This is a genomic window from Elizabethkingia occulta (assembly GCF_002023715.1).
In the GTDB taxonomy this organism is placed as follows: Bacteria; Bacteroidota; Bacteroidia; order Flavobacteriales; family Weeksellaceae; genus Elizabethkingia; species Elizabethkingia occulta.
This window is the reverse complement of record NZ_MAHX01000005.1, coordinates 203,112-219,561: the sequence shown is the minus strand read 5'-3', so window position 1 is coordinate 219,561 and position 16,450 is coordinate 203,112. Positions and strand designations below refer to the sequence as shown.

16 protein-coding genes are annotated in these 16,450 nt (G+C 35.0%); 8 read left to right on the top strand and 8 right to left on the bottom strand.

All coding sequences use genetic code 11. The features are described 5' to 3' along the window. Nucleotides 1-256 precede the first annotated feature (256 nt). From BAZ10_RS03170 to BAZ10_RS03145, 6 genes are all read right to left on the bottom strand, one after another. Nucleotides 257-802, bottom strand: coding sequence for a GNAT family N-acetyltransferase (locus tag BAZ10_RS03170; protein WP_245803731.1), 546 nt, complete (start codon nt 800-802; stop codon nt 257-259). 7 nt (nt 803-809) lie between these two features. Continuing rightward, nucleotides 810-2,462 carry a serine hydrolase domain-containing protein gene (locus BAZ10_RS03165; protein ID WP_078770810.1) on the bottom strand — a complete coding sequence of 551 codons (1,653 nt, stop codon included), beginning with the start codon at nt 2,460-2,462 and terminating at the stop codon, nt 810-812. A 117-nt stretch (nt 2,463-2,579) separates the two neighbouring features. Then, on the bottom strand, nt 2,580-3,614 hold the full coding sequence (locus BAZ10_RS03160; protein WP_078770809.1) for a helix-turn-helix domain-containing protein: 1,035 nt from the start codon (nt 3,612-3,614) through the stop codon (nt 2,580-2,582). A gap of 86 nt (nt 3,615-3,700) precedes the next feature. Continuing rightward, the gene (locus tag BAZ10_RS03155) at nt 3,701-4,390 is read right to left on the bottom strand and encodes a type 1 glutamine amidotransferase domain-containing protein (protein ID WP_078770808.1); all 690 of its coding nucleotides are present in this window, start codon (nt 4,388-4,390) and stop codon (nt 3,701-3,703) included. Nucleotides 4,391-4,531: 141 nt separating this feature from the next. After that, the gene (locus BAZ10_RS03150) at nt 4,532-4,888 is read right to left on the bottom strand and encodes a DUF7716 domain-containing protein (RefSeq protein WP_078770807.1); all 357 of its coding nucleotides are present in this window, start codon (nt 4,886-4,888) and stop codon (nt 4,532-4,534) included. Nucleotides 4,889-5,077: 189 nt separating this feature from the next. After that, on the bottom strand, nt 5,078-5,395 hold the full coding sequence (locus BAZ10_RS03145) for a hypothetical protein (protein WP_078405251.1): 318 nt from the start codon (nt 5,393-5,395) through the stop codon (nt 5,078-5,080). A 256-nt stretch (nt 5,396-5,651) separates the two neighbouring features. Between BAZ10_RS03145 and BAZ10_RS03140 the strand changes: the two genes are divergently transcribed. Then, entirely contained in the window at nt 5,652-6,128 is a 477-nt protein-coding gene (locus BAZ10_RS03140; protein WP_311316301.1) for a GNAT family N-acetyltransferase, read from the top strand. A gap of 2 nt (nt 6,129-6,130) precedes the next feature. Here the strand turns inward: BAZ10_RS03140 and BAZ10_RS03135 are convergent, their stop codons facing one another. Further along, nucleotides 6,131-7,240 (bottom strand): hypothetical protein, encoded by a 1,110-nt coding sequence (locus BAZ10_RS03135; RefSeq protein ID WP_078770806.1) that lies wholly within the window; start codon nt 7,238-7,240, stop codon nt 6,131-6,133. Nucleotides 7,241-7,383: 143 nt separating this feature from the next. Here BAZ10_RS03135 and BAZ10_RS03130 point away from each other — a divergent pair, with 143 nt between their 5' ends. The 7 genes from BAZ10_RS03130 to hemN all read left to right on the top strand — a co-directional run bounded on the left by BAZ10_RS03130 (nt 7,384) and on the right by hemN (nt 15,530). Beyond that, nucleotides 7,384-9,225, top strand: coding sequence for an alpha-L-fucosidase (locus BAZ10_RS03130; protein WP_078770805.1), 1,842 nt, complete (start codon nt 7,384-7,386; stop codon nt 9,223-9,225). Between the two features lie 119 nt (nt 9,226-9,344). Next, nucleotides 9,345-9,596, top strand: a complete 252-nt coding sequence (locus tag BAZ10_RS03125; RefSeq protein ID WP_078770946.1) for a redox-active disulfide protein 2 — start codon at nt 9,345-9,347, stop codon at nt 9,594-9,596. Between the two features lie 258 nt (nt 9,597-9,854). Further along, a complete protein-coding gene (typA, locus tag BAZ10_RS03120) occupies nt 9,855-11,660 on the top strand; it encodes a translational GTPase TypA (protein ID WP_078770804.1) in 1,806 nt (601 codons plus the stop codon). Between the two features lie 223 nt (nt 11,661-11,883). Further along, nucleotides 11,884-12,324, top strand: a complete 441-nt coding sequence (locus BAZ10_RS03115; RefSeq protein ID WP_078770803.1) for a PepSY-like domain-containing protein — start codon at nt 11,884-11,886, stop codon at nt 12,322-12,324. Between the two features lie 116 nt (nt 12,325-12,440). Next, nucleotides 12,441-13,817, top strand: a complete 1,377-nt coding sequence (locus BAZ10_RS03110; RefSeq protein WP_078770802.1) for an APC family permease — start codon at nt 12,441-12,443, stop codon at nt 13,815-13,817. Between the two features lie 76 nt (nt 13,818-13,893). Continuing rightward, nucleotides 13,894-14,115 carry a putative signal transducing protein gene (locus BAZ10_RS03105; protein ID WP_059325429.1) on the top strand — a complete coding sequence of 74 codons (222 nt, stop codon included), beginning with the start codon at nt 13,894-13,896 and terminating at the stop codon, nt 14,113-14,115. A 56-nt stretch (nt 14,116-14,171) separates the two neighbouring features. After that, nucleotides 14,172-15,530, top strand: coding sequence for an oxygen-independent coproporphyrinogen III oxidase (hemN, locus tag BAZ10_RS03100; protein WP_078770801.1), 1,359 nt, complete (start codon nt 14,172-14,174; stop codon nt 15,528-15,530). A gap of 68 nt (nt 15,531-15,598) precedes the next feature. On the opposite strand, the gene BAZ10_RS03095 is transcribed toward hemN, so the two are convergent. Next, entirely contained in the window at nt 15,599-16,264 is a 666-nt protein-coding gene (locus tag BAZ10_RS03095; protein WP_078770800.1) for a murein L,D-transpeptidase catalytic domain-containing protein, read from the bottom strand. Nucleotides 16,265-16,450: the final 186 nt, after the last annotated feature.

The window sequence follows — 16,450 nt, the reverse complement described above, 5'->3', positions numbered from 1 at the left end:
TAACTAACTAATAAAAAGAGAATAGGGGACTATACTATAAAAGAAAGAACCGCGTCTGCTGATGCGGTCCCAAAAACACAAATGATGAAAAAAAATTATAGCATTATTTGCTTTTAGAAAAGCCTGATATGCTATTGCAATTTAATTGATCGGTACAAAGGTACAATCCAGTTGAGTATTCGTTTTGATAAAAATGCGTAAAAGAATGGTAAAAATGCGAAACAGCATGTTCAAACAAATTCCTGCTGTTTCAGTATTACTTCCCTGATTTCTTTGTCAGCATAAGACTTTCAGTGATCATTCCGTCTATTGTAGCCGTCGTATAACTACTGAAACCAAATTTTTCCAATAGTCTTTTTGAAGCTGTATTCTCAGGATCAATATTCCCGATTAAATTCATATCCGGTTTGGTTTTTTCTGCTAAAGCAAGCAGTTCTTTACAGATTAAGGAGCCATAACCTTTTCCCCAGAATTCTTTCTTCAGAATATAACCAATCTCCAGAAGGGTATTGTCATGTTTGTATTTTTCCAATTTGCAATCACCGATAAATACATTCTGATCATTATAAACTTTAAAATATCCCAGAGAATCTTGTGTACTGTTTACATGAAGGATTGAAGTAAATTTAGCTTTTGCCTTTTCTTCAGACAATGCTTCGCCGGAAACATACTTCATCACATCGTCATCATCAACCAGGGACCGGAATATCAAAAAATCTTCCGGATTATATTTGCTCATCGTAATTAAAGCCATTGTCTTGATATTGTTTATTACAAAGATATTATTTTTAGTATTCTTCATCCTTTCCTTATTTTATCTTCTTGAATTCTATATTTGCTAAACCAGCACCAGATAGACTGAACTCTTCAATATTTCCTTTTTCATCAGCTTTAAAATCAATTTTTCCGAAATACTGTTTTCCGGAAGAAAAACTTGTCTGACTGATAGGGAATAGAATAAGGTCTTCATTAATAGCGTGTTTTGCCACCAGGTGGTTATTTTCAACAACCAGTTGATAAATAGTATTGAACTCTTCGTTTCTGTAGAAACCTGTAAACTTATTTAGGTTTACGCTTTCAGCTTTTGGCGGATTAAGCTTTACCCTTTTGCATATATAAGTGAAATCAGCAATTCTGAAATTAACCTGTTCGGGTTTAAATGTAAGATATGCTGTTGGAATACTTGTAATCCTGAATTTATCATCACCTGCTATTTTAAGCTCTTCTCTACCTTTTTCATTATATAATCCCCAATATAGCTGTTTGCCTTTCTCTGACACTTCGATATAATAGCCGGGACTAAGTTCGTACGTACCTTCAAATTTCTTAAGTTCTGCAGAAGTGTATGTCATATTCCGAGGTAGAGCAGGTACTGTTTCTTTATCGCCCAGATACAAATTGACAAGCTGATAAGCCATTATTAATCCTTCAAATCCACTTCTGTTACTTAGAAACACGACGGAGAATTTTTGTGAAGGTACATGTAAGATATAAGATCTGTAACCCGATGTACCACCGCCATGAAATACAATATCCAGTCCTTTATATTTCTCACTTTGCAACCCTAATCCATATTGCACTTCTTTACTAATGTTCTGAAGTGTATTTTTCTGCATCTGATCGTAGATTTCTCTATTTCCGACTGAAGGATTTTGAAAATTAGCAGCCCATTTACAATAATCATTCAGACTTGTATATATATTGGAAGAGCCGTATTCCGCCTGTCCGACAGGAGACTTTAGAAAAGAACCATGTTTCGGTCTATAAGATTCAGATCTGTTTGGGATATTTTTTTCGGGATCACCAAATACGATACTATTATCCATCCTCAGCGGATTGAAAATATATTCTTTCACCAATTGAGCAAAGTCTTTTTTGTAAACCCGGTGCAAGATTTCTGCTAATAGCATAAAGCCTGTATTATTATACTGATATTGCTGTCCTGGCGGGAAAACAATATTTTTAATACTCAGTACTGTACGGATTGCTTCCTCATGGGTAAGCCAGACTTCATCTCCGATACCCTGTAATTTCAGAATATCTGTGAAATTAGGCAGGCCATGTGTATGATTAGCCAATTGTCTTACTGTAATTTTATAAGGTAAGTGTTTTAGTTCCGGAAGATAAGTCTTGATATCATTATCCAGTGACAGTTTACCTTCTTGTTCAGCTCTTAGTGCCATAAATGCAGTAAACTGCTTAGAGCCTGAGGCTATATTGAATACTGTTGAATCTGTTACCGGAGTTTTATATTCAATATTGGAAAGTCCTGTCGTCTTACAGTAAATTATCTGTCCGTCTTTTATAATACCCAGAGCCATACCTGGTGCGTCTGGTTTATAGTAAGAGTATATTAAAGAATCTGTTTTCCTGATCTTATTTTTTAAATCAGACTGACCAAAAAATAATCCGAAAGTTGCAACTAAAAAAATAGACAATGCTGGTTTGAGATGTAGTTTCATTTGTTTCAAGTTTTAAATAATGAAGCAAATCTGAAACTTTACATCGGTGAATATGTCCGGATACCGGAAGTCGGACTATTTTCTCGATAAAAAATAGTCCGATTAAAAGTCGGACAATTATTTAACAGCTGATTTTCTATAATCTGTGGGAGTAATACCTGTTTCTTTTTTGAAGGCTGTATAAAACGAAGATTTAGAGTTGAAACCTGCTTCATATAGTATTTCCAAAACTGTTAATTGGGGCTGTTCCTTCAAAAGAGTTTTTGCATAATTGATTCTGAATTCATTAATGAAATCAAAAAAATGTTTTCCGGCAGACTGATTAATGAGAATGGATAATTGCTTTTCCGGTATATTGATTTTTTCTGCCAGTTTTTGAAGCGTAAGTGCATCATCTAAATATGGTTTTTCAGTTTCCATTAGATGCATAAGAGACTTCAGTTGCTCGGGTTCCTCCTTTGATTTATCTGTCACATCTATAGCAACCAGATCCTGATCTATTCCGGCAAATAAATTGGGACTGTACAAGCAGTTCAGGACAAACCAACTGATAGCAAAGAGGACAAAGAAACTTGTAAAGGTGTACAGATACATCAGAATAGTATCATCTTTTACAATATCCCTTAGTAACACAAAGAAATTACCAATAAGGAAGATTATTGTAATCTGCAGCAACCATTTGTAGGTAATATGATGATTCCCCGAATAGTTATCCCGATAAAGTTTTCTGAATCTCATGAGTACAAGGAGTACTGCAATAATATAGCTGTAATATTGTACTATAGAAACGGTATCAAAAATCTTATGGTTTTGTTTTGAGATTCCGTTAATAGCAAACAATATAAAAAAGCATAGGAAGGGTAGTGTATGTAAAAGATCTTTTGAGTTTAAACGAAAATTGTAATAACAGGCAGATTTAACATACAAGTAATAAAGAGGCATTTGTAACAGGACAGTAGCCAATTTAAAAGCCTGATAAAAATTATTAGCTGGGGCGAGGAAAAAGCCAGATAGATCTACAATAGAGACTAAAAGAAAAGAAGCAAATAAATAATCCGGTAGCTTTCTTTTGTTCTTGGATGTAACCAGAAAAACAATCAACAGCAAATAAAGAAAAACAATGATTTTGCCCAGATCAGCTATTAATGCCATATTATCGTTTTATGCCATATAAAAATACAAATTAAAAACGTCTTATGCATTAAAAATAAAAATGTCCGAATTCTACGCAGGGATTTCTATGATTTATCCAATTGCTCTATGACCACCTTAGCCATTTCTTTAGAGCTAAAAGGGTTTTGCCCTGTAATAAGATTTCCTGCTACTACAACATTAGAAGTCATCGGGATAAAGGCCTTTCTCATATCAGCACCTCTATCTTTTAATGCTGCTTCCAAATTAAAAGGAACTTCTCTTTTTCTCCTGGCAAGAGTTTCTTCAAACCAGTCAAATCCTGTAAGAGCTTTTCCTTTAATCAGGTATTCGCTATTAGAAAGCTTTACATTGAGCAATCCGCCAACGCCGTGGCATATTGCCGCAACTATTTTGTTTCGCTCATATTGTTTTCGGATAATAGTCTGTAATGTAACATCATCAGGGAAATCATACATTGTTGCATGTCCTCCAGCCAGATATATACAATCAAATGATCTTTCAGATACTTCCGACAGACTTTTTGTGTTTTCCAGCTCATGCATAAAAGATGAACTTTCATAATATTGTTTTGATATCTTATCCAGTACCAAAGGTTTTAGGCTTTCCGGATCAATTGGTGTAAGACCTCCTTTTGGGCTTGCAATCGTTATATTCCAGTTTTGTTCTTTTGCGCTATGATAGATATGTGTAAGCTCACTTAACCATAGTCCGGTTTTAAGCCTGCCACTTTTATACATGCCGATATTGGTTACTACTAATAAGAGCTCTTTCATATTTTATTATATTTTGTTTTCCTGTGACAAAATTCGTCATAGAAATTAACTTCAGAGTAGCCAAATAAAGGATTATTGTAACAATATCCCCACTAAGAAATAAAAAAAGCATTTTTAATCAAAAATGCTTTCATGTGTTTATCATAAATCCAGAAAATCATCATTTTCCAGATAGTGGTTCAGTGCTATAATTAACTGTTCATCCGTTACTGCTGGCTGCTGGCGCAAAGCGAGATCCACAACATCCTGAATATCTTCGTCCGAGCACATATACAGCAACCCATTTTCGTATACAACATCCGGAAATATGTCATCATAATCACCATCTATATCTGCTGGTGCACCAATATAAACGGTTATTCCGGGTTCAAAGATATCTTGCTCTGAATAAACAGCATAAACAAAATCAGGATCATAGTCCTCGGAACGTTCTTGCTTATTTCTTACCAATGTAAGAAAATCTTCTATTTTGTAATATTGATCTTTAAAACTGCTCATCTCTAATTCTAAATTATATAGTATTTGTTACAGAAGGTTAGTGTAGTATTTCTCTGTAATGCCTTTCGGCGTTGTAAAGATAAGGAGATAATGTCAATAAGTTCCAGTGCTGTCTAATGCATGTTTTTTTTAGTGTCTCAATTCTTAAGCATAGAAAAAGCAGACTTATGGGTCTGCTTTAAAGTTGATTTATTCTTCGGCCAGGTATTTCCTGAGTTTGTCTATAGCTTGTTCTATTTTGGAGTTCTCTTCTTCTCTCTCTATTTTCCGGATTGCATTTTCCAGCATAATCAAAGAGTTTGTCCAGTCTCCGGTACTGTTTTTAAAAACCAGTTCATCTACAATAACTTCAAAAACAACTTTTTCCTTTGTTTTATAAAGTCGAAAGCTTACCTGATCATCTCCGCCAGAAACCACACCATCAATACTTTTCAGATCATAATTTTTAGGGTTGGCATAGATCTTCTTTAAAAGCATTTGGGCATCCTGCATTTTCAATTCCGGCATATTATAAAGTTTGACAGTTCACAGAAACGATAGTTTTTTTTCATATAATGCATTTAATTAATGCTTGTGTAAAATTAAAAATTTTTATTTAAATCTATTGTTAACAATTTATAGATTTTGTTCTGCTTTAAGAATAATATATCTGTACAATCAGTCTCGGATAGCAAAAAAGAACCATTTCCAAACAGAAAATCAGTATATTTAGTACTCCAAAATGTACATAAACAAGTAATGAATCGGCTTATATGAAGATTGAATATCGAAATCTTTTACCGCACGAAAGCAAAATTTACAGAATGATCCGTTTAGAAGTCTTAGAGAATTTCCGGATGCATTTAGTGCCAGCTATGAAGAATCTGTAAAAATAGAAAAACTCCGACTGGAAGAAGATATAGAAAATCAGATTCCTGAAAGATTCGTAACAGGAGCTTTTGTTGATAATGAACTATCGGGAATTTGTACTTTTGCAAATTTCGGGAATAACACAGGCAATATTCTGCAGATGTACGTGAAGAAAGGATTTCAGGGTAGCAATATCGGAAAGGGACTTGTACAGACCGCTATTCAGGAAGCAAAGAGCAGATTTCATGATATAGCAATAGGACTTGAAGTAAGGGCTGACAATGTAAAAGCTTTTAATCTTTATAAAAAAGCAGGATTTCAAGAGATTGATAATAATGCTCAGGAGACATCAGATATCATTGTCATGAGATATTCTGGAAATATAATTTAATATTATTTCTTTACTGGAGCAAGCGGCATTGGGGGAGAAGGAATAGTTGTAGGAGGTATTTTTTCATACTGGGCTTCCAATCCGGATTTTGGTATGCCTTTATAACGATAGCTTCTGCCGGAAGGATCATTACATTTACTCAAAAAGACAGGCGTGGACAGAATATCTTTTTCTGATATTCTGCTATTGGATCTTGATTCTGGTTGCAATTTTGAAAACTTTCGGAGGTAGTGAGCATCATTAAATGGATTGTCATTATAATACGCTGCATTTTCATCCACATTCTTACTGATATATTGATTAGAATGGGAATCATAATTGTAAATTGACATATCCGGATCCAAGATCATACTGTAATGTTTATTGGCCATTATAAAGTCTTCTTTTTTCTCTTTATACCTGGTGTATTTGTCTTTCATATCCAAAAGTTCCTTCCATTGGCTTTGTTTTTCTTCATTTTGTTTAAGATCATATTTTGGATAACCATTTTCTCCACCAAAGTTAGACAATTTTAATGTTGTTCCTTTTTCATTAGTTACCATTTTACCACTAAAATTCTCATATTCAGGTCTTGGTTGATTGTAAATAAAAATAAAGTCATTATAGCCTTTGTCATTCTTATATTTCCATGAATTATATGGTCTTATCCGATCTCCAAACTCCTTATCAGCAAGATTGTAAAGTGTAAATTCATTTACGTTCTTCGGTACTTCCGACACAAAAGGTCCGGAGAAGCAATTAGGATTATCATTAAAAATATTTTGTAGACTTTTATCATTATTGAAGCGGATTAATGATATGCTTCCTCTTTCAAATCCGGCATAGTTTATCCGAGTTTTAGAACCCAAGGATTTGTTTTGTGTAGCATATACCTCAAACAATTCCCGTTTCTCAGGGAAGAAGGACAAAATATCTTTATCAATACTATATTCCCCAAAAACAGCAGTGGCATATCCGTATAAAATAAATCTTCCATCTTCAAACAGATATATACCATCATTGCTGCCGTATCCTCCGGAGTATTGTTCATACCCGGGATCTTTTTTGTTTTCCTGTGCAAAAATACTCAGGGCAAATAATAAAGAAAGTACTAATGTGATCTGGTATTTCATCTGTTTATTTGTTTGATTTATGACAAATATACTCTATATCACGTTAAAGTGAAATTGGAAATTCTATCCTTTATTAAGCCTATTGGTGAAAATGTTTTGTAAACCCCTTATTTTGCGTATTTTTAGGCAGAAAAAGTAAAACCATGAAGAACAGAATTACCAGTTTACTGTTATTAGGCCTTAGTATAGGTAGTATAGGAGCACAGGAAAAGAAGAACAACGATGAAGCAAAAATGCAATGGTTCCGGGATGCCAAATTAGGGGTATTCATCCATTGGGGAATCTATTCTGTAAACGGAATATCAGAATCCTGGTCTTTTTTTAATAATTATATTAATCATGATAATTACATGAAGCAATTGGGCGGATTCAATGCTTCCCGCTATAATCCTGATGAATGGACAAGACTGATTAAAGAATCAGGGGCAAAATATTCAGTAATTACCACAAGACATCACGATGGAATTTCTCTATGGGATTCAAAATCGGACAAAGCGATCACTAGCTTCAAAGATGCTGCCGCTAAAGAAGATTTAATAGGTCCTTTTGTTGCAGATTTAAAGAAAGCTGGATTGAAAACCGGACTTTATTATTCGCTTCCGGATTGGAGCCATCCATATTATGACGTCAATACACGTACAAAGAAGCGTTATGATATCGCAAAGGATCCTGTACGCTGGCAGAACTTTATCAAATATTATCAGGGACAGCTAAGCGAATTGTCAACACAGTTTAAGCCTGATTTAATATGGTTTGATGGAGACTGGGAGCATACTTCAGCAGAATGGCAGGCACCACAGACTTTGGCTAATCTAAGAAAACATAATCCCAATATTATTATTAATTCTCGTTTGAACAACCACGGCGATTATGAAACGCCGGAGCAGGGGATACCTGTAGTAGCGCCTCAGAGCAAATATTGGGAATTATGTTATACAATGAACGATTCCTGGGGATATCAGCCATTCGACAGAAATTACAAATCACCAAATATGATTGTAAGAACCCTAGCTGATGTAATCAGTATGGGCGGAAATCTTCTTATTGATATAGGACCTAAGGCGGATGGTAGTATTCCTGCAGAACAGGTTAAAATCCTTGAAAATCTGGGAAGATGGACGAAGAAGAATTCAGATGCTATTTACACAACCCGTCAGGGACTACCGTTCACTAATTACAGAGGAAAATCTTCTTTGTCTGTTGATGGCAAAAAGTTATTCCTGTATTTGGAAGAGGCAAAAGATTTTGCGAAAATTTATGGACTTACTTCAGCTCCTGTTTCTGCACAGGTTATTGGAGATACCAATGCTAAAGTAAATTATAATCAGGATCAGAACGGCAACCTTACGCTTTCATTTTCAAATGCACAGTTTGATAAAGATGTAACCGTTGTACAGCTTAACTTTAGCGAGCCTGTGAAAGTAACCGGTAAAATAAATGATCCGGCACCTGCTCTTCAAAGTGTACTGGAAAATTCTGATGGAAAGAAAGCTGCTTACGAAATAGCGAATCAACTGCATAAAGGCACTAATTTGCTCGATAATGCCGGGATTACTCAGGATGGTATGGATATGAAAATAAAGAAAACTTCCAAAACAAATCCTGAAGTATTGAACTGGATTAGTAAAAATGCTGAAGCTTTATACGAAACAGGAGCGGGACTTCCGGACGGACATTATTCCGGGATGAGCGCTTTGTCGAAAGATAAGCAAACACTTTATTTATTTGTAGAAGGAACCCCTACCGGACCAATAGCACTGAAGGGATTGAAAAATAATATTTCCAGAATAAGAATTGCCGGAGAAGGGTCCATAATCCCGCATCGTATTTATAACAAATTATACTGGAGCGCTGTTCCGGGTATTGTTTATGTCGATGTACCAAAAGAAAGACTAGATAAAAACCTTACAGTAATTGCTGTTCTTCTGGACAAGCCTGTTGATCTGTATCGTGAGAAAATAGGTGCAGTAGAAAGTAATTTATAATATTACTTATATAAAGTTTTACTAAGCACTCTGAATAATTCAGAGTGCTTTTTTATTTTAAAAAATTAATAGCACTTATATTTATTATAGTTAAGTTTATGCCTAGCAAAAAAAGAACCATGAAAAATGAAAACTTTAGTGACCTGAGCACAGAAGAGCTACTTAAAAGACAAAAAACAATAAAACCTTTAACAATATTACTTATCGGAACATTAATATTATTATTTGTGTTATCGCTGTTTATTACCATTAAAAAAGGGTTTACAGCTTTGTTAGTAGTACCCATCGCATTGTCACCTATTGCCATTCTGAATCTGAATAATCTGAAAAACATCCAGAAAGAAATTAATTCGAGAAAGAATCAAAACTAGTCACTAAATGGAATTGTGGTCTCATTAGTACTACTTAATAGATTTTACCAAAGGATATTTCGCAGAATGATTGATAAACAGGAGGAGGGTTTCTTCTTAAAATAGCTTATGTCATGCAGGCGAAAAGCATGTGAATGACTATTCAATCGACTGATAATAAAATATTTAATTTTTTATTTCATCTCTGAAAAATAAATTTCATTCATACTAAAAATAAAAAATAGAAAAATCGTAACTTTGCGTCCGTAAAAATCCTTTATGCAGCAAATTAGAAATATTGCAATTATTGCGCACGTTGACCACGGTAAAACAACCCTGGTTGATAAAATTATCCACGCAACCCACATTTTCAGAGAAAACCAGGAAAGCGGAGAGCTTATCATGGACAACAATGATCTGGAAAGAGAACGTGGTATTACCATCTTATCAAAAAACATCTCTGTTACTTACAAAGATGTAAAGATAAACGTTATCGATACTCCTGGTCACGCCGATTTTGGTGGTGAAGTAGAGCGTGTATTGAAAATGGCGGATGGTGTTGTACTATTGGTTGATGCTTTCGAAGGAGCGATGCCACAAACACGTTTCGTGCTTCAAAAAGCTCTTGAGCTTGGATTGAAGCCAATGGTGGTTATCAATAAAGTAGACAAACCAAACTGTCGTCCTGAAGAAGTTCATGACCAGGTATTCGATCTATTCTTCAACCTTGATGCTACTGAAGAGCAATTAGATTTCCCTACATTCTACGGATCATCTAAACAAGGTTGGTTCAACAGCTCTTTAGAGCAAACTGACAGCATTTTACCATTATTAGACGGTATTCTTGAATATGTTCCAGAACCTAAAGTAGAAGAAGGTAACCTGCAAATGCAGATTGTATCTTTAGATTACTCTTCATTCTTAGGTAGAATTGCAATTGGTAAAGTTATAAGAGGAAGTCTTAAAGAAGGTCAATGGATTGGTCTTGCACAGGAAGGCGACAAAATTGTAAAAGGAAAAGTTAAAGAATTATACGTATTTGAAGGATTAGGTAAGAAGAAAGTTAGCGAAGTACAAGCAGGTGATATCTGTGCTGTAGTTGGTTTCGATGCTTTCCAGATTGGTGATTCTTTCGTCGATCTTGAAAATCCTGAACCATTACCAAGAACATCTATCGATGAGCCTACACTAAACATGACATTTTCTATTAACAATTCTCCTTTCTTTGGTAAAGATGGTAAATATGTTACTTCTAACCACCTTAGAGAAAGATTAGAAAAAGAATTAGAGAAAAACTTAGCACTAAGAGTTCAGCAGACAGGTGATGCTAATACATTCCTTGTATTCGGTAGAGGTATTCTTCACTTATCAGTTCTAATCGAAACAATGAGAAGAGAAGGGTACGAGATGACAATTGGTCAGCCTCAGGTTATCCTTAGAGAAATTGATGGTGTACAATGCGAGCCTTATGAATCTTTAGTAGTAGACGTACCTGAAGAATTTGCTTCAAGAGTTATCGACCTTGCTACACAAAGAAAAGGTGACCTTCATATTATGGAAACTAAAGGTGAAATGCAGCACATGGAATTCGAAATTCCTTCAAGAGGTCTTATCGGATTACGTTCTCAGATGCTTACAGCAACTGCAGGTGAAGCTATCATGGCACACCGTTTCACTGAGTATAAGCCTTTCAAAGGTGCTATTCCGGGAAGAAATAATGGTGTATTAGTAAGTAAAACACAAGGACCTGCAACAGCATATTCTATTGAAAAACTACAAGACAGAGGTAAGTTCTTTGTAGATCCGGGTGAGGAAATCTACGCAGGTATGATCGTAGGAGAACAAAATAAGCCAGGAGATCTTGTTGTAAATATTGTTGAAGCTAAGCAGCTAAACAACATGCGTGCTTCCGGAAAAGATAAAGATGGTGGTATTGCTCCAAAAATCTTGTTCTCACTAGAAGAATGTATGGAATATATCCAACACGATGAGTGCATCGAGGTAACGCCTAACTTCATTCGTATGAGAAAGAAAATTCTTAGCGAAGAGGAAAGAAAACGTGCAGAAAGAATGGCTAAAGATTAATTTTAATCTTAAAGCTTCATATATAAAGCCCCTTTCGAGGGGCTTTTTTATTTATTATAAACCGGAGGGCTATAGACTGGCATAGCTGAAAAACCATTCATTTTTTCTATTATATCCTTTATGGTTTAAAATTTGTTACTTATTACACAGTTTGAGTTTAGACAGCCTTAGTGTTTAGAAAAAAAAGGCTATCTTTATTTTAAGATTAAAACATAATAGTATTATGAAAATGATTTATCTGAAAAGGTTAATGGTAGTAGCAGGTTTAGTTGTTGTGGGTATGGTAGCTGCACAAAAACAAACCATTACCAAAGCGCAACTTCCGTCCAATGCTCAGGACTTTCTGAATAAATACATCAGTGGTAAGCCATTTATTTACATTAAAAATGCAGAAAATCCTAATGATGTAGATTTTACTGTAAAATATAGTAACGGAGTAGAAGTAGAATTTCACAATGATGGTGAATGGGAAGAGGTAGATGGCAAAGGAAATGCGATTTCCACAGGTTTTCTTCCGGCATCTTTAACCAATTACACAAACTCTAATTACAAAGGTGATCCTATTGTATGGGTAAGCCGTGAAAAAAGAAAGTACGAAGTAAAACTAAAAAGTGGGCTTAATTTGGAATTTGAATTGAACGGAACATTTTCCAAAATTAATTAAGGTTACCACATTTATTAATCGATATTTTTAAATTTATTATACAAAGCTGCAAGATTTTGCAGCTTTTTCATTTTTCAATTTGCATTATTTATATATTTGGAATCAAAATTTAAACTATGCAAAGACTCAAACTATGGGATGCCACTATGATCGTTATGGGATCTATGATCGGTAGCGGAATTTTTATTGTTTCATCCGATATTATGAGGCAACTCGGGTCCGGATGGTGGCTATTAGTTGTCTGGCTTATCACAGGAGTTATTACAGTATCGGCAGCACTATGTTATGGTGAATTATCCGCTATTTTTCCAAAAGCCGGAGGCCAATATACCTATCTGACAGAAGTTTTTGGCAAGCTTACAGGCTTTCTATACGGTTGGGGATTATTTACCGTGATACAAACCGGAACTATTGCAGCGGTAGCTGTTGCATTCAGTAAGTTCACAGCCTATCTTATTCCGCAGCTCAATGATGCCGCACCTTTATTTCAGCAAGGTAGTTTTAAGATTACCTGGCTCCAGATTTTAGGCATTGGTATTATTATGTTGCTTACCTATATTAATACAAGAGGAATCAAAAGCGGGAAAATAATACAGTCCGTCTTTACGGCTTCTAAAATTATAGCACTTTTAGGACTGATTGTTTTGGGGCTTATTTTTATTAAAGATTCACACCTGAGCGAAAATTTAAATATTGGTTCTAAAGCTTTCCAGAACCTGAAAGGAGAAGGGTGGATGCCTATTAGCGGTAAAGCTATTTTAGGTGGAATTGCTGCAGCAATGGTAGGCTCAGTTTTTAGTAGTGTTGCATGGGAGAGTGTAACTTTTGTTTCCGGCGAGATAGAGAACCCTAAACGGAATGTAGTTCGTGCCATGGTTATTGGTACGGCATCTGTGATTATACTTTATTTTTTATGTAATGTGGTTTATCTAAGCGCATTATCTCGGGATGAAATTGCTTTTGCTGCCAATGATCGCGTTGCTGTAGCTGCTGCAGAAAAGATTATGGGAAATACCGGAACTATTATCATGGCTATTCTTGTTATGATTTCTACTTTTGGCTGTATCAACGGACTTGTTTTATCTGGAGCCCGTGTTTTTCAGACAATGGCTAAAGATGGTTTGTTTTTTAGCTCAGCTGTTAAGAACAACAAAAATAATGTTCCGGAGAAGTCACTATGGCTGCAGGGAATATGGGCTTCCTTATTGTGCCTTAGCGGCCAGTATGGAGATATCCTGGATATGATTTCTTTTGTTATTGTATTGTTTTATATGCTTACTGTTTTTGCAGTAATATGGCTGAGATTCAAAAAGCCTTTTATTCCGAGATCTTACAAAACTTTTTTATATCCTATAACACCTTTACTTTATCTCGTTATAGGAATTATGTTCTGTGTACTTCTTATTATTTACAAGCCCAACTATACATGGCCCGGATTTATTCTACTTCTTTTGGGATTGCCGGTGTATTTCCTGATCAGAAAGAAGGTGTAGTTTTGTATAGTCTGCCATTACTAAGCTTTAAATATTTATTCTTAAATTTAGTTTAGATAACTTTATTTAATTATTTATGGGAGAGTTTATTAGAATATATCAGTCAAATATATTATTTCAGGTCGAAATTATGAAAGGAAAGCTTGCTGCTAATGGTATTGAAAGCTATGTGAAAAACGAATTTGTAAACAATCTTTCTGTAATGCCGGTTAATCAGGATTACATACTTTATGTTGCTGAAGAGAATGCTGTCGAAGCTGAGAGAATTATTAGTGAAACAGATGATATAGAAAGCTGATTTTTATTTGGTTAAAATTCCGTGCAAAAGCCTGTTATATTTTGTAATTTTGCAGCATGAATTCATTAGTAGATAAATACAATATACCTGGCCCTCGCTATACATCTTATCCAACCGTTCCTTACTGGGATCTTGAAAGTTTTTCTGTAGAGGGTTGGAAGAAGTCGGTGATACGTTCTTTTAAAGAATCAAATGCGGAAGAAGGGATCAGTATATATATTCATCTTCCTTTTTGTGAAGCATTGTGTACTTTTTGTGCATGCCATAAAAGAATTACAAAACAACATTCTGTAGAAGAACCATATTTGGAAACCGTTCTGAAAGAATGGCAGCTTTACCTGAACCTTTTTGACGAAAAACCGAAGCTGAAAGAACTTCACTTAGGAGGCGGAACTCCTACATTTTTTTCTCCTGAAAATCTTAAGAAACTTCTTAGCGGAATTTTTGAAACTGTAGAAATTGCGGAACACCCGGAATTTAGTTTTGAAGGACACCCAAATAATACAACATATGATCACCTTAAAACTCTTTACGACCTGGGCTTTAGAAGAGTAAGCTTTGGAGTGCAGGATTATAATGAAAAGGTACAGAAAGCCATTAACAGAATACAGCCTTTCGAAAATGTAAAAAACGTAACAGAATGGGCTTGTGAAATTGGCTATACAGGAATCAGTCACGACCTAGTATTTGGTTTACCTTTCCAAAACTGGGAGTGTATGGAAAATACCATTCGTAAAACACTGGAGCTAAAACCAGACAGACTAGCATTCTATTCTTATGCGCACGTTCCATGGATAAAAGGTGTAGGGCAAAGAGGCTTTGATGAAAATGATTTGCCTTCCGGTGACGAGAAACGCAGATTATATGAAGAGGGTAAAAGCTTACTGGAAGAATTGGGTTATTTCGAAATAGGAATGGATCATTTCGCATTACCACATGACGACCTTTATCAGTCTATGAAAAAAGGAACGCTTCATCGTAACTTTATGGGGTATACATCTTCTAAAACCCAGCTAATGGTAGGTTTAGGGATGTCCGGAATATCCGACAGCTGGTATGCATTTGCGCAAAATGAAAAAACAGTGGAAGGTTATGAACAGATGGTAAATAACGGTGAATTCCCGGTAGTAAAAGGACATATTCTGAACGAAGAAGATCTTATTATTCGTAAACATATTCTAAACCTGATGTGCAGACTGGAAACCTCTTGGGATGCAGAAACAGCCTTTCCTGAGTTTGAAAATGCAATGGAAAAATTACAGGAAATGCAGAAAGATGGCTTGGTTGAGCTGTCTGAAAATGGTATAAAAATAACTGAAGAGGGAAGAGCGTTTACCCGAAATGTTACCATGACATTTGACCTGAGAATGTTAAGAAAACAACCGGGAACAAGGATATTCTCCATGACAATATAAAAGATTCAGAAGCTTCTTGGCGATGATGATATCGCGGAATAAGAAACTAACATATTAATTCTGCAGAACTAGTTATAAATCCACATTAATACTGGTTTTGCAGAATTTTTTAATTTAAGATCAATAATTTTCATTACATTATTAGATACTGTAGGGCATCCCCAACCTTCCGGACTGCCTTTAGGGAAAACTTCTTCATCACTCATTTTATCCCACGAGTGAAATACAATAACACGTTTTACAGCGTTACTATTTGTTTCCTCTAATCCATGCATTATATATTTTACATTAATTCCCCAATTGCTATATCCACGGGCTCCAATTTTATATTTCCCCAGAGATGATAAGTGACTTCCGTCTTCATTACTGAATTCAGCTTTTCCGGCAGATTCATCCGAAGACCAGCTATTAGTACCACAACCATGTCCTACAAGATATTTTTCAATAATGTTATTTTGCTTGAAATCCCAAATAAAAAAACGATTAAGACCAGAATGTATACTCATGTCTATCAGGATACAGAAATCGGTATTTAATTTATTTTGTTTGTTATATAATAATGCTTCTTCCGCTTTTTGTTTTAGCTTTTTAATATCTGTTTCCTGTTTTACAATTGGCTGTACATCATTGTTTGTAATAAATGGTGTGTGTAGAGATTTTTTCTCTTCTTTTTTCTGACAGCGGGTAGCTAAAAAAGCCATAAAAAGAAATGAACAGATTTTTTTAGACATCATTGGTTTTGTATTAATGACAAAAATAAAGATAATTAAGACAGAATTATTATTACTCTTATAATTCCAGATGTATATTTCTGTCAAATTTATATTCTTACCGCACTTGGGAGCAGTTAAAAAGAAAATTGTTAAAATTTACTAAAAATCATTATATTTGCGCCTTATAATCAATGAAAAATAGTCGTT